General features: G+C 65.0%; 14 protein-coding genes and 1 tRNA gene. 8 read left to right on the top strand and 7 right to left on the bottom strand.

Annotated elements, in window-relative coordinates; translation table 11 throughout:
* Positions 1-17 precede the first annotated feature (17 nt).
* From C2I35_RS07665 to C2I35_RS22425, 3 genes are all read left to right on the top strand, one after another.
* On the top strand, positions 18-902 hold the full coding sequence (locus C2I35_RS07665) for a LysR substrate-binding domain-containing protein (RefSeq protein ID WP_103762408.1): 885 nt from the start codon (positions 18-20) through the stop codon (positions 900-902).
* Between the two features lie 105 nt (positions 903-1007).
* On the top strand, positions 1008-2828 hold the full coding sequence (locus C2I35_RS07660) for a M3 family oligoendopeptidase (RefSeq protein ID WP_103762407.1): 1821 nt from the start codon (positions 1008-1010) through the stop codon (positions 2826-2828).
* A gap of 96 nt (positions 2829-2924) precedes the next feature.
* Positions 2925-3071 carry a hypothetical protein gene (locus C2I35_RS22425; RefSeq protein ID WP_245890432.1) on the top strand — a complete coding sequence of 49 codons (147 nt, stop codon included), beginning with the start codon at positions 2925-2927 and terminating at the stop codon, positions 3069-3071.
* Between the two features lie 89 nt (positions 3072-3160).
* Here the strand turns inward: C2I35_RS22425 and C2I35_RS07650 are convergent, their stop codons facing one another.
* From C2I35_RS07650 to C2I35_RS07635, 4 genes are all read right to left on the bottom strand, one after another.
* Entirely contained in the window at positions 3161-3430 is a 270-nt protein-coding gene (locus tag C2I35_RS07650) for a DksA/TraR family C4-type zinc finger protein (RefSeq protein ID WP_103762405.1), read from the bottom strand.
* A 48-nt stretch (positions 3431-3478) separates the two neighbouring features.
* Positions 3479-4504 (bottom strand): alpha/beta hydrolase, encoded by a 1026-nt coding sequence (locus C2I35_RS07645; protein ID WP_245890431.1) that lies wholly within the window; start codon positions 4502-4504, stop codon positions 3479-3481.
* 99 nt (positions 4505-4603) lie between these two features.
* The gene (rpoH, locus tag C2I35_RS07640) at positions 4604-5500 is read right to left on the bottom strand and encodes an RNA polymerase sigma factor RpoH (RefSeq protein WP_103762404.1); all 897 of its coding nucleotides are present in this window, start codon (positions 5498-5500) and stop codon (positions 4604-4606) included.
* Positions 5501-5667: 167 nt separating this feature from the next.
* Positions 5668-6711 carry an RluA family pseudouridine synthase gene (locus C2I35_RS07635; protein WP_103762403.1) on the bottom strand — a complete coding sequence of 348 codons (1044 nt, stop codon included), beginning with the start codon at positions 6709-6711 and terminating at the stop codon, positions 5668-5670.
* Between C2I35_RS07635 and C2I35_RS07630 the strand changes: the two genes are divergently transcribed.
* Positions 6710-7018 (top strand): DUF6476 family protein, encoded by a 309-nt coding sequence (locus C2I35_RS07630; protein ID WP_103762402.1) that lies wholly within the window; start codon positions 6710-6712, stop codon positions 7016-7018. The genes C2I35_RS07635 and C2I35_RS07630 overlap by 2 nt on opposite strands.
* A gap of 33 nt (positions 7019-7051) precedes the next feature.
* Here C2I35_RS07630 and C2I35_RS07625 read toward each other — a convergent pair.
* A tRNA-His gene (locus C2I35_RS07625) sits at positions 7052-7128 on the bottom strand.
* A gap of 217 nt (positions 7129-7345) precedes the next feature.
* Here C2I35_RS07625 and C2I35_RS07620 point away from each other — a divergent pair.
* Entirely contained in the window at positions 7346-7531 is a 186-nt protein-coding gene (locus C2I35_RS07620; RefSeq protein ID WP_103762401.1) for a DUF6324 family protein, read from the top strand.
* An 84-nt stretch (positions 7532-7615) separates the two neighbouring features.
* Here C2I35_RS07620 and C2I35_RS07615 read toward each other — a convergent pair whose 3' ends face one another.
* Positions 7616-8065 carry an MmcB family DNA repair protein gene (locus C2I35_RS07615; RefSeq protein ID WP_245890430.1) on the bottom strand — a complete coding sequence of 150 codons (450 nt, stop codon included), beginning with the start codon at positions 8063-8065 and terminating at the stop codon, positions 7616-7618.
* A 157-nt stretch (positions 8066-8222) separates the two neighbouring features.
* Here C2I35_RS07615 and C2I35_RS07610 point away from each other — a divergent pair, with 157 nt between their 5' ends.
* Positions 8223-9518 carry a hypothetical protein gene (locus C2I35_RS07610; RefSeq protein ID WP_103762400.1) on the top strand — a complete coding sequence of 432 codons (1296 nt, stop codon included), beginning with the start codon at positions 8223-8225 and terminating at the stop codon, positions 9516-9518.
* The gene (locus C2I35_RS07605) at positions 9515-10309 is read left to right on the top strand and encodes a COG3904 family protein (RefSeq protein WP_103762399.1); all 795 of its coding nucleotides are present in this window, start codon (positions 9515-9517) and stop codon (positions 10307-10309) included. The genes C2I35_RS07610 and C2I35_RS07605 overlap by 4 nt, the downstream gene beginning before the upstream one ends.
* Positions 10310-10620: 311 nt before the next feature.
* On the opposite strand, the gene C2I35_RS07600 is transcribed toward C2I35_RS07605, so the two are convergent.
* Positions 10621-10956: a hypothetical protein gene (locus C2I35_RS07600; RefSeq protein WP_103762398.1), complete on the bottom strand. Its 336-nt coding sequence runs from the start codon at positions 10954-10956 to the stop codon at positions 10621-10623.
* Positions 10957-11175: 219 nt separating this feature from the next.
* Between C2I35_RS07600 and ribB the strand changes: the two genes are divergently transcribed.
* Complete coding sequence (ribB, locus tag C2I35_RS07595) at positions 11176-12327, top strand: 3,4-dihydroxy-2-butanone-4-phosphate synthase (protein WP_103762397.1); 1152 nt, start codon at positions 11176-11178, stop codon at positions 12325-12327.

The following is a 12327-nucleotide window of genomic DNA, read 5'->3' as shown; positions in this document are numbered from 1 at the left end:
TTGGATAACCTCAAGGAATGAATCGGAACCGTCGAGACCTTCCCCCTCTGGAAAGTCTCATCTTCTTCAACACCGTGATGAAACGGGGCGGCTTCTCCGCCGCCGCCCCCGAGCTCATGGTCTCCCAGGCAGCCGTCAGCAAACGCATCCGCCAGCTCGAGGACTGGCTCGGCACGCCGCTCTTCGACCGCGGCGCGCGCCACGCGGTGCCCACTGACACCGCCCACCGACTGGAAGAGCCCGTGCGCCTCGCGCTCGACTACCTGACGGCGTCCCTCGATACGGCGCGCGTCACCGACACCGGCACACTCCGGATCGCGGCCAACGGCGCGGTCTCGATGTTCTGGCTCTATCCCCGGCTCCAGGCCTTCGCCACCAGCTCGGATGCCTGCAATGTCAATGTGCTGACCGCCGACGATCCCTCGACCCTTACCGCGGACACGCTCGACCTCGCCATCCATTACGGCGAGGCCCCGCCCACTGGCTGGACGGGCACGCCGATTTTTGACGAGACGATCATTCCAGCCGCCGCGCCCGCCATCGCGTCCACGTTTTCCGACCGGCCCGACCTGCCGCTGCTGGACTATCCCCGCCTCGCGCCCGACTGGATCAACTGGCGCATATGGCACGACCGCAAGCCCGGCTCTCCCCTCTTCGCGCGCCCGGTCCAAACCTGCCGCAGCTACGGCCACAGCATCGGCCGCGCCCTGGCCGGGGATGGCATCGCCCTGGCCAGCGTGCCGATGCTCGACACCCTCGTCAGCAGCGGCCAGTTGGTCGCCGTTGGCGACGACACCCTGACCACCACCCGCCGCTACTGGCTGAACCACCGCGTAACCGCGCCGCTCTTGCCCAATGCCCTGCTCCTGCACCGTGCCCTTGTGGGATCCGACACCATCTGAGGCGCGCCGCGACTCTCGCCAATCGACCCCGCGTCCAATCCGCCGCTTGAGCCTGCCCGCCCCGACCCCTATGTCTTGGCCAGCCACGCATTTCAGGAGATCCGCATGTTCCAGCTTCCCAAACCCGCCTTCGACGTCAACGCCGCCTCCGGCTCCGACAACCTGGGCGACCTGCCGGAGTGGAACCTCGACGACCTCTACACCGGGCAGGACGCGCCCGAACTCAAGCGTGATCTCGACTGGCTGGAACAGGCCTGCGCCGACTTCGCTGCCGATTACGAAGGCAAGCTGGCCGATCTCGACGCTGCAGGCCTCCTCGAATGCATCCAACGCAACGAAAAGATCTCTTCCATCGCCGGTCGCATCATGTCCTTCTCCGGCCTGCGCTATTACCAGCAGACCACCGATGGCGAGCGGGCCAAGTTCCTCTCCGACTGCCAGGAGAAGATCACCAATTACACCACGCCGCTGGTGTTCTTCACGCTCGAGCTAAACCGGCTCGACGCCGACATGCTCAAAGCGATGTATGCCGAGAACGCCGATCTCGCCCGCTACGCCCCCGTCATCCGCCGCATCCAGGCGATGAAACCCTACCAGCTTTCCGACGAGCTGGAGAAATTCCTGCACGACCTCGGCGTCGTGGGTGACGCCTGGGAACGGCTCTTCGATGAAACCATCGCGGGCCTCACGTTCGACGTCGATGGCGAGGAACTGGGCATTGAGTCCACCCTCAACTTGCTCACCGAACAGGACCGCGAAAAACGCGAATCCGCTGCGCGCGAGCTTGCCCGCACCTTCCAGGCCAACATCCGCACCTTCGCCCGTGTCCACAACACCACCGCCAAGGAGAAAGAGGTCATCGACCGCTGGCGCGGCATGCCCACCGCCCAGACCTCGCGTCACCTCAGCAACGATGTCGAGGCCGAGGTGGTCGAGGCCCTGCGCAACGCCGTGGTCGACGCCTACCCCAAGCTCAGCCACCGCTACTACGAATTGAAACGCAAATGGCTCGGCCTCGACCGGATGCAGGTCTGGGACCGCAACGCCCCCCTGCCGATGGAAGCGCCGCGCAAGATCGACTGGCCGACCGCCCGCGGCATGGTGATGGACGCCTATTCCGATTTCGACCCGCGCATGGGCGACCTGGCCGAGCCCTTCTTCGACAAGGGCTGGATCGACGCCGCCGTCAAGCCCGGCAAGGCCCCCGGCGCCTTTGCCCACCCCACCGTTACGGACGTGCACCCCTACGTCATGCTGAACTACCTCGGCAAACCGCGCGACGTCATGACCCTCGCGCATGAACTCGGTCACGGCGTGCACCAGGTACTGGCCGCCGAACAGGGCGAACTTCTCTCCTCCACCCCCCTCACCCTTGCCGAAACCGCCTCGGTCTTCGGCGAGATGCTGACCTTCCGCAAACTGCTGGATGCGGCCAAGGACAACGCCGAACGCAAGGTCCTGCTCGCCGGCAAGGTCGAGGACATGATCAACACGGTTGTCCGCCAGATCGCCTTCTACGATTTCGAATGCAAACTGCACGATGCCCGCCGCGGCGGCGAGCTGACGTCCGAGGACATCGGCGCCCTCTGGATGTCCGTGCAGGGCGAATCTCTCGGCCCCGCCTTCGACTTCATGGAGGGCTACGAAACCTTCTGGGCCTATATCCCCCACTTCGTCCACTCGCCCTTCTACGTCTATGCCTACGCCTTCGGCGACGGTCTGGTGAATGCGCTCTACGCGGTCTACGAGGAAAACCCCGACGGCTTCCAGGACAAGTATTTCGACATGCTCAAGGCGGGCGGCTCGATGCACCACAAGGAGCTTCTGGCCCCCTTCGGCCTCGACGCCTCGGACCCCGCCTTCTGGGACAAGGGCCTGTCGATGATCTCCGGCTTCATCGACCAGCTGGAGGCGATGGAGGACTAGACCCTGCCCCGTCCCCGCGGCCCCCACAGCCTGCGCAACCGCCTGAAACGCGCCCTCGTGCGCATCCGGTCGCGCGTGCCCCCGGGGCTGCGGCTGGTGCTGGGCATCCTGCTCATCATCGGCGGGATCTTCGGCTTCCTGCCGGTGCTGGGCTTCTGGATGATCCCCCTCGGCGTCGCCGTGGCCGCGCTCGACGTGACCCCTCTCTGGCGCCGCCTCACCGGCCGCGCACCAAGGCGCTGAGCGCACCTCTTCTTCTGGCCAAAAATATCCCGGGGGGAGCGGTGAAACGCGGTTTCGCCGTGGGGGGCAGAGCCCCCAGCAACACCCGACTACTTGAGCTGACTGTCTTTCGAGCCGCGCCGATTGATCCCGCCCCGCGCCTGCTGCGCGCCGTCGCGCTCCTGGCTACAATCGATGCACAGCTTCACGCCCGGCAACGCCTCGCGCCGCGCCTGCGGGATCTCTTCCTCGCATTCGGCACAATGCGTCAGGCTCTCGCCCACGGGGCGTTTCGCGGCCTTCATCCGCGCCAACTCATCCTCGATCGAGGCTTCGATCTGTTCACTCACCGCGCCGTCGCGCGCCCATCCACCGGCCATGGTTAAAATCCTCCTGAACGGCAAATATAGGATGCCGCAGGCTCCGTGTCACGGTTGCGCGGTCAGCACCATGTAGTCCTCGAATGAGGCCCGGCCCAAGGATGCCTGCTCCAGCATCCCGTTCAGCACCGAAATCGCCGAAGGCGAGGTGATCGCCACCGCGTGGTCCAGCCCCTCGCCATCCGCCAGCGCGGTAAAGTCGATCACCTTGACCGGCAGGCCCGCCACCGCCTCCGGCCCGTCGATCACGCCCAGCCGCTTCTTGCGCCCGGTTATCAGGCTGGCAAGGCTCAGCGCCCGGTCCTGCTGCGTCACGAAAATCAGGAACGGCTGTGGCAACTCCCCGATCGCCTCTGCCTGCCTGCGAAAGATATCCGGGTCGATATCCGGCGACATCAGCACCACGCCGCTGATCCGGTCCAGCAGACGCCGGTCCCCCTTCAGCGCCGCCTGCCGCATCACCTCCATCACCAGGTGCGCGCCCATGGAATGCGCCAGCAATGTCACCCGGTCCCCCGGCCCGCTGGTCAGCCGGGCCAGCAGGTCTTCCAGGTCGTCCCGGGCATAAAGCACGCTGTCACGGTCATAGACATACCCCCGCGGGTCCCCGGCCGAGGCCCAGGCGAACAGCACCGACGGCTCGGCCACCTCGAAATCCTCGCGCATCTGCGCCAGCCGGTACAGACCATCGGAAAGCGTCACGTTGTAGCCATGCACGAAAACCTGGGTTTCCCGCCCCGGGCGCGCTGCCTTCACATCCCCGACAAAGGCCGCGCCGGACGGGTAGACATCCGTCGCCGCCACCACGAAATCCGTCGCAGCATCCGGCGGTCCCTCGGGCCATTCCACATGGCCCGGCCGATGCGTCGGCGGGATCGAGATATCGGCCCGGAAATAGCGCATCTGGCCCGTGCGTTTCGCGCCAAAGGTCCACCCGGTATGGTCCAGCGCCTTTTGCGTGGCCACATAGAGCGTCTGGAGATGCGCCTCGGGCACCGTCGGTGCGTATTCCGCGGCAGGGCGCGGCGCACAGGCGGCCAGCACGGTCACACAAAGTATCGACAGCGTACGCAACGGACGTCCCCTTTCGTTTCCGACTCACCGGAAACAATAAGGCCCCCTCCGCCATGCGGAAGGGGCCAATTTTCGTGACCGTACCGATGTGTCGCAAAATCAGGCCGTGGCCATCATCCCTTTCTCGGCGGCAAGGCTGCGCATGCGCTTCTGCAGTTTCTCGAACGCCCGCACCTCGATCTGGCGGATCCGCTCGCGGCTGACATCGTACTGCCCGCTCAGATCCTCCAGCGTCACGGCCTTCTCGTTCAGCCGCCGTTGCGTCAGGATATCCTTCTCGCGGTCGTTCAGCACGTCCATCGCCTCTGCCAGCAGTTCGCGCCGCGCCTCCAGTTCGTCGCGCTTCTCGTAGTCACCGGCCTGGTCGGCATCCTCGTCCTCCAGCCAGTCCTGCCACTGCATCGTGCCTTCGCCCTCGGTACCGACGGTGGCGTTCAGCGACGCGTCGCCCCCGGACATCCGGCGGTTCATGCTGATCACCTCGTCCTCGGTCACACCCAGGTCGGTCGCGATCTGCTTCACCTTGTCGGGATGCAGGTCTCCGTCCTCCAGCGCACCGATCCGGGCCTTGGCCTTGCGCAGGTTGAAGAACAGCTTCTTCTGCCCGCTTGTCGTGCCCAGCTTGACCATCGACCAGCTGCGCAGGATGTACTCCTGGATGCTGGCCCGGATCCACCACATCGCATATGTGGCCAGGCGAAAGCCTTTCTCGGGGTCAAAGCGCTTGACCGCCTGCATCAGGCCCACATTCGCCTCCGAGATCACCTCGGCTTGCGGCAGGCCGTAGCCACGATAGCCCATGGCGATCTTCGCCGCCAGGCGCAGGTGGCTGGTGACCATCTGGTGCGCGGCATCGGTGTCCTGTTCCTCGACCCAGCGCTTGGCCAGCATGTATTCCTCTTCCGGCTCCAAAAGCGGAAATTTCCGGATTTCCTGCAAATACCGGTTCAGCCCGGCTTCGGGCGATGGCGCAGGAAGATTTGCATAATTGCTCAACCCTGTGACCCTCCAATGTTTATCGTCTTAACATCCATATGGGCAGCCATCAGCCCGGATTCAAGACAGGTGAACCGAATGGTTTAATTATGTATGAATCAAACCGGCCCGGTTTTCCAGTGATGTGACGTTTGCTCACGCACACGTGCTGTGCTGTCATATTAACGTCAGGCCGGCGCGCCCAGTTCCTGGAGCAGGTTGGCCATGTCCCCCGGCAGCGCCGCTTCAAAGCGCAGCATCTCCCCCGTACCCGGATGCTCGAACCCCAGCAGCGCCGCATGCAACGCCTGTCGCGGGAACACCTGCGCGGCTTCCAGCGCGCCCGGCGACAGCGCCCGCGCGTTCAGCTTGCGCCGGCCGCCATATACCGGGTCGCCGATCAGACCATGCCCCGCATGCGCCATATGCACCCGGATCTGGTGCGTACGCCCCGTCTCCAGCCAGCACTCGATCAGCGCCACCTGCGGCGGAGCGCCGAACGGGGTGACAACGCGCGCCCGCGTCACCGCGTGCCGCCCACCCTCGAACAACACCGCCTGCCGTTGCCGGTCGGTCTTGTGCCGCGCCAGCTGCGTCGTCAGTTTCAGGATGTTGCCCGACTCGAAACTGGCCCCGCGCACGCCGCGCAGCCGCGGATCGGCGGCATCCGGCACCCCGTGGACCACCGCCAGGTACTTGCGTTCCACGCTATGCGCCTCGAATTGCGCGGCCAGACCGTGATGCGCCCGATCGGACTTCGCCACCACCAGCAGGCCGCTCGTGTCCTTGTCGATCCGGTGCACGATGCCGGGCCGTTTCTCGCCCCCCACGCCCGACAGCGTGCCGCCGAAATGGTGCAACAGCGCGTTCACCAGCGTTCCGTCCGGGCTGCCCGGCGCCGGATGCACCACCATCCCCGCAGGTTTGTTGATCACGATCAAATCGTCATCCTCGAACACCACGTCCAGCGCGATCTCCTGCGCCACGACGTCCACCTCAACCGCGACGGGCACGCTGATCTCGACGATATCTCCCTCGGCCACCTTCGCCTTGGGGTCCGCCACAACCGCACCGCCCACCCGCACCGCGCCCTCGGCGATCAGCCTTGCCAGCCGCGTACGCGACAGCGACGCTGCCTCTGGCACATCGCGCGCCAACGCCTTATCAAGGCGCGGCGGCGGATCGGCCCCGATCCGCACGGTGACACTGGTTTGCAAGGGGGCTGCGCCCATGAACGACACTCCTCAGCCGCCGTCGCTGGACCCCAAAATGGTGCGCTACCTGCGCACCCTCGTGACCGTCCTGACGGGCGTGATGATTCTCGGGTTTCTAGTGATCGTCGCGCTCTTTGTCACCAAGTTCTCCGGTGCCTCCGACCCGGCCCTGCCCAAGGTGATCACTCTGCCCGACGGCACGACGCCCACCGCCTTCACCCGCGCCAATGGCTGGTACGCCGTTGTGACCGAAGCCGACACGATCCTGATTTTCGACGAGACCACGGGCGAGTTGCGCCAGACCATCGAGGTCACGACGGACTAGCCGCGCGGGTATTACCAGTCCGAAAAAGGGAGATGGTACCACCTCCCCGGCTCGAACGGGGGACCTCCTGATCCACAATCAGGCGCTCTAACCAACTGAGCTAAGGCGGCACGCGGCACGGATTTAACTTTCCCGGCCCGCGATTGCAAGCCTCTTCGACACGATCTCGCCCATTCCAACCCGCTTGCCTTCGCGCGGCCAAGGCGCTAGGCCATCGCGAATATTCAAGCGTTTCCGGGAAACACTGAATCGCATTTCGCTGTCTCTGCGAACGCAAAATAGCGATGCATTTTTCAGACTGACCCGGAATCGCTATAGGAGGCCGCCATGGGCATCAACGACGAACGCGACATCGAGGCGAATCTTCAAATCGGCCCCACCGACCAGGGCATGGTCCGCCTGTTCATCATGACAGGCCCCACCGAAATCCCGATGGATTTCGAGCCCGACGAGGCCCGCGAAATCGCCGAGGAAATCCTCGCCGCCGCCAAGGCCGCCGAAGCGAAACGCTAGCCGCGCGCACCCAAAATTTGCGAAAATTTTGGAATAGAAAATACCCATTTTCTATTCCGTTTTCTTTGCAAGAAAACGGCCCCTTCAAAGCCCCGGGTCGCGCGCGCCCTGCAACCGCAGCGCCGCCTGCCGCGCGAAGCGTCGCGTCAGCGCCGTGCGCCGCGCGCCGGCCAGCTTGTGCTCCGGCGCCATCCGGATGATCTGCGCGTCATAAGCATCCGCGATGATCAGTCCCGTGCCCTCGGGCAACAGATCGGTCGGAAACGCCTCGTCCACCGCCCAGAAATACCGGTCGCACCATTCAAGATAGCCATCCCACTTGAGATCCGACGTGAAATCCGCACGGCTCGACTTGCACTCCACCACCCAGATCTCGCCCTTGGGTCCAAGCGCCATCACGTCCACGCGCTTGCCCCGCTCGGGCGAAAATTCCTCCACCGTTGCGAAATCGTAGCCCAGCAGATGCCGACACACGCCCCGCGCCAAAAGCTGGCCGGGCTGCATCGCAATTATCTCGCTGACATGGTCCTGCATGACGCCAATTTATGAACAATACGTGAACATTGACAACCCCCTGCACGGGAATTGCTTATCACGCAGGCTTGTCTTGTGTGATTGATTAACCATTTCATAGTGATGTCCCCGGGGTCTGGCACGTTCGCGCCCCTCTTTCGCTGCAAAAAGGTGCGCCATGCCCGATCCGAAAACAGACTCCTCCCGCACCCGCGGCGCCCGCTATGCCCGCGATCTCGAAGGTCATATCGACTGGCTGGAGACCTTCTCGGGCACCGCCCTCGGCGTTTTGGCCGTGGCTTCGGGCATCTACACCTATCTCGGCGTCTCCTCCCTGCTGGACGACACCGGCGCCATGTCCACCTTCGCGGCGCTGGCCTATTCCGTCGCCGTTTCGGTCGGCATCTTCGTCTTCTGGTCCTACCTTCTGCGCCTCTTCCCTGCTGTCACCTCCGCCCGCGCCCGCGTTGGGCTCTTGGGCGCAATGGGCCTCGGTTCGGTCGCCATCATCGCCATGTCCAGCTGGCTCAACGCCGCCGCGCTGGCGGGCTCGGCTGCCGTCGAACAGCACCTGGCAGAGACCGTGCAGGACTACCAGCAAAGCCTGGAACGCGCCCACGAGATTGCCCTCACCGGACAGGCCCTGGGCCGCGACGTCGCCCGCGTCCGCCAATCCTTCGAGGATCTCAGCGAACAGGAAGCCACCGGCAACCTCTCGGGTCTCGCCGGCCGTGGCGCCGTCTTTCGCGTGCTGCGCCAGAAATCCGCCGAACTGGCCGCGCTCGAGGAACAGATCGCCGAACAGACACCGCTCGTCGATACCGCCTTCGCCGAGGGCAATACCATTCTCAGCCGCATGCGCGCTCTGACGGTCGAGCCCGGGCCCGTCGAGGCCCGCTCGGTCGAGTTTTCCGAGGCCGCCGTGCGCCTGCAGGGCCTCATCACCCAGATGCGCCAGCTTACCGTCGCGCCACTGGTGGAGCGCGCCGCACAGGATCTCTCGGCCTCCGTCGTTCTGCCAGAGCTCGACAGCCGCACCGAGGCCGGGCGCGGCGACCAGGCTGCCACCATCACCTCCGTTCTCGAAGTCCTCGGCCAGCGCGCCGCCACCCTGGAAAACGCCGCCCAGGAGGTGGCCGCACTCGAACCCGCGGCAGAGGTCACATACACGCCCATATCGTCGGCCGACGCGGTCATCCTCTATGCCCGCAACTTCGTGCCTTCCTGGGCCGGGGCCATCGCCATCGACCTTCTGCCCGCCGTCCTGGTGCTGATCCTGTCGATCACCCACGGCATGATCCGTTCGATGCGCGACGGCACCGATATCGAGGACTCCATGACCGTGGCCGAACTGCGCGCTGCCATCGCCGTGGCGCATGAAATCGAGGACACGCCCGCCCCGCGCAAACCCGGCGAGGATGACACGCGCGAGGACCGCAACAAGGTCAAGCGCATCACCGGAACCACGCCATGAGCGACGACGACACCGGGAACGGCCCGACCGAAAAGCCCAAATCCAAACACGGCCCGCCCGTGGCCCGCATCCTCACCGGCGCGCTGATCTTTCAGATCGGCATCGGCGCCATGCTGGTGCTGGGCGATGTCAGCGCGTCGGGTTTCCGGCTGCCGGGCATGGCTCCCGACGCCCCCCGGCTGACCGAACCCGTGCGCCCCGGTGACCAGCGCCGCCTCTTCCGCCCCGACCGTGACCGCCCCGCCACGCGCCCCGCGCGCGACCCGGGCGAGTTGCCCGAACGGCTTGTGCTCACACAGGAAGACGGCACCACCTACCGCCTCGAAGGCGGCATCGCGCCCGGCGACGCGGACCGCATCATGAAGCGGCTGGAGGAAAGCACACCCACGCCCGAAGCCCTGATCCTGCAATCCCCCGGCGGCACCGTGACCGAGGCGCTGGCCCTCGGGCGCCATTTCCGCGAAACCGGCCTCACGACACAAATGCTCTCCGGCGAATACTGCTTCTCCGCCTGCCCCTACATGCTGGTCGGTGGGGCCACCCGCGATATCGACGACGCGGCGCAGGTCGGCGTCCACCAGCACTATTTCGGCGAAAGCACAATCCTGCCCGCCTCCTTCGCCGTCGAGGATATCCAGGCCGGCCAGGGCGAGGTCATGCTCTATCTCGACGAGATGGGAATTGATCCGATGGTCATGACCCACGCGCTCGCCACCCCGCCCGACGAGATCTACGTGCTCCTGCCCAAGCAGCTGCGCGACTACGGATTTATTTCGGATGCTTCGGAATAGCCCCTTGCCGCACCGCCCCCGACGCCTTACCTCAGTCTGGTGACGGGTGCTGCCCTTCTCGTGAACGGTTGCATTCCGGTGGCCTTAAGCAATTCCGAGGGAGCTGGCTCTGTCCGGGCCCTGGTCCGGTTACCCGGCGCCCACCTGTATATACAGGTCCTCGGGAATGAGATAACCAAACGGTTGCGTGCGGGCCCGTCACACCTTTTGCCGCCACGTAGGGTGGGCGAAAACCCACGCGCCGCAACGTCTATGCGGCACCCAACGCAACCCGCCGTGCGCCTCTCAGCCTTTCAAACCGGATACGCTTTCTACCGCTTGCTCCAGAACGGACGCTCGCCTTGGCCCGCGCGCACAGGGATGGTCGCATGATCCTGCCGCATGACATGCTGGCGCAACCCGCCACCGGGGCCGTCATCATCGTCGTCATCCTTCATCCGCATCACCGCGATGCCGAACTGTACGCCCGCAAAGACAATCCCGTTCGACACCCACAGCAGCAGAACCGCAAGCCAACCCTTGTCGGAATGGCTGACCAGATGCCACAGGTTCGCGATATCGAACCACAGCAACATCCCCACGAACACCGCCGCGAGGCCGAAGCCGATGGCGACGTTCACGATATACATGCGGATGAGCTTGGGCATTGGACGACTCCTTTGCGCTTCACCTTTAATAGTAGCACATTGGCCCCCATCCTCAAGGGAAAGCCCCGGCATCACCGGTTGATCGTTGCCATTCCGCCGCGACATCTCGTCCGTCACATGCGCCCGAACGCGTCAGCCAGACACCATAACCCGACATCCCCTCTGGCCTTCCGCACACCCCTGCGCTATCTGGCGGGCCTGTAACCCCAGAGGCGCCAGATGTCCGAAACCCAAGCCTTCGAAAAACCCGGGCCCGTCGAGGCCGAACTGCGCTCCGCGATCTCCCCCACCAAAGAGATTATCGCCGAGGCGCGCGCGGGCCGCATGTTCATCCTCGTCGACCACGAGGACCGCGAGAACGAAGGCGACCTGGTGATCCCCGCCGAATTCGCCACGCCCGAAGTCATCAACTTCATGGCCACCCACGGCAAGGGTCTCATCTGCCTGCCCATGACCTCCGAGCGCATCGACCGCCTTGGCCTGCCGATGATGGCCGTGAACAACTCGTCGCGGCACGAAACCGCCTTCACCGTCAGCATCGAGGCGCGCGAGGGCGTCAGCACCGGCATCTCGGCGGCCGACCGCGCGCTGACCATCTCGACCGCGATCAACGAGCAGAACACCCAGGCCCATATCGCCACGCCGGGCCATGTCTTTCCCCTGCGCGCCCGCAACGGCGGCGTGCTCGTGCGCGCCGGCCATACCGAGGCCGCCGTCGACATTTCCCGGCTCGCCGGCCTCAACCCCTCCGGCGTGATCTGCGAGATCATGAAGGACGACGGCACCATGGCCCGCCTGCCCGACCTCGTGGAGTTCGCCAAGACGCACGGCATGAAGATCGGCACCATTTCCGACCTCATCGCCTATCGCCACAAGCACGACAACCTCGTGCGCGAGGTCCGGCGCGAGACCGTCAACTCGTCCCATGGCGGCGAATGGGACATGCGCATCTTTGCCGACCAGATCACCGATACCGAGCATGTTGTTCTGTCCAAGGGCGACATTACGGACGGCAAGCCCGTGCTGGCCCGCACCCACGCGCTCAACGCGCTCGAGGACGTGCTGGGCATCGGCCTTGACGCCAAATCCGAAGGTCCCACCGGCAAACTGCCCCGCGCCATGAACATCATTGCCCGCGAAGGCCGCGGTGCCGTCTTCCTCTTCCGCCAGCCCCGGCCCAGCCTCGCCTCGGAAATGGAAGAGGACGACACGCCGCGCACCATCAAGCAGACCGGTCTCGGTGCTCAGATCATGTCCACCATGGGCCTGCACGAACTGATCCTCGTGACCGACAGCCCGAAGACGCGCTACCTCGGGCTCGACGCCTACGGCATCAGCATCGTCGGCACGCACCCCCTCAGCGAAGGATAA

Origin of the sequence: Roseovarius confluentis, from assembly GCF_002917925.1 — a bacterium.
Taxonomy (GTDB): Bacteria; Pseudomonadota; Alphaproteobacteria; order Rhodobacterales; family Rhodobacteraceae; genus Roseovarius; species Roseovarius confluentis.
This window is presented reverse-complemented; position numbering and strand designations above follow the sequence as displayed.

Coding starts and splice junctions, on each gene's coding strand:
- C2I35_RS07665 (WP_103762408.1), top strand. CDS start 18: ATGAATCGGAACCGTCGAGACCTTCCCCCTCTGGAAAGTCTCATCTTC.
- C2I35_RS07660 (WP_103762407.1), top strand. CDS start 1,008: ATGTTCCAGCTTCCCAAACCCGCCTTCGACGTCAACGCCGCCTCCGGC.
- C2I35_RS07650 (WP_103762405.1), bottom strand. CDS start 3,430: ATGGCCGGTGGATGGGCGCGCGACGGCGCGGTGAGTGAACAGATCGAA.
- C2I35_RS07630 (WP_103762402.1), top strand. CDS start 6,710: ATGAACGACACTCCTCAGCCGCCGTCGCTGGACCCCAAAATGGTGCGC.
- C2I35_RS07635 (WP_103762403.1), bottom strand. CDS start 6,711: ATGGGCGCAGCCCCCTTGCAAACCAGTGTCACCGTGCGGATCGGGGCC.
- C2I35_RS07620 (WP_103762401.1), top strand. CDS start 7,346: ATGGGCATCAACGACGAACGCGACATCGAGGCGAATCTTCAAATCGGC.
- C2I35_RS07615 (WP_245890430.1), bottom strand. CDS start 8,065: ATGCAGGACCATGTCAGCGAGATAATTGCGATGCAGCCCGGCCAGCTT.
- C2I35_RS07610 (WP_103762400.1), top strand. CDS start 8,223: ATGCCCGATCCGAAAACAGACTCCTCCCGCACCCGCGGCGCCCGCTAT.
- C2I35_RS07605 (WP_103762399.1), top strand. CDS start 9,515: ATGAGCGACGACGACACCGGGAACGGCCCGACCGAAAAGCCCAAATCC.
- C2I35_RS07600 (WP_103762398.1), bottom strand. CDS start 10,956: ATGCCCAAGCTCATCCGCATGTATATCGTGAACGTCGCCATCGGCTTC.
- ribB (WP_103762397.1), top strand. CDS start 11,176: ATGTCCGAAACCCAAGCCTTCGAAAAACCCGGGCCCGTCGAGGCCGAA.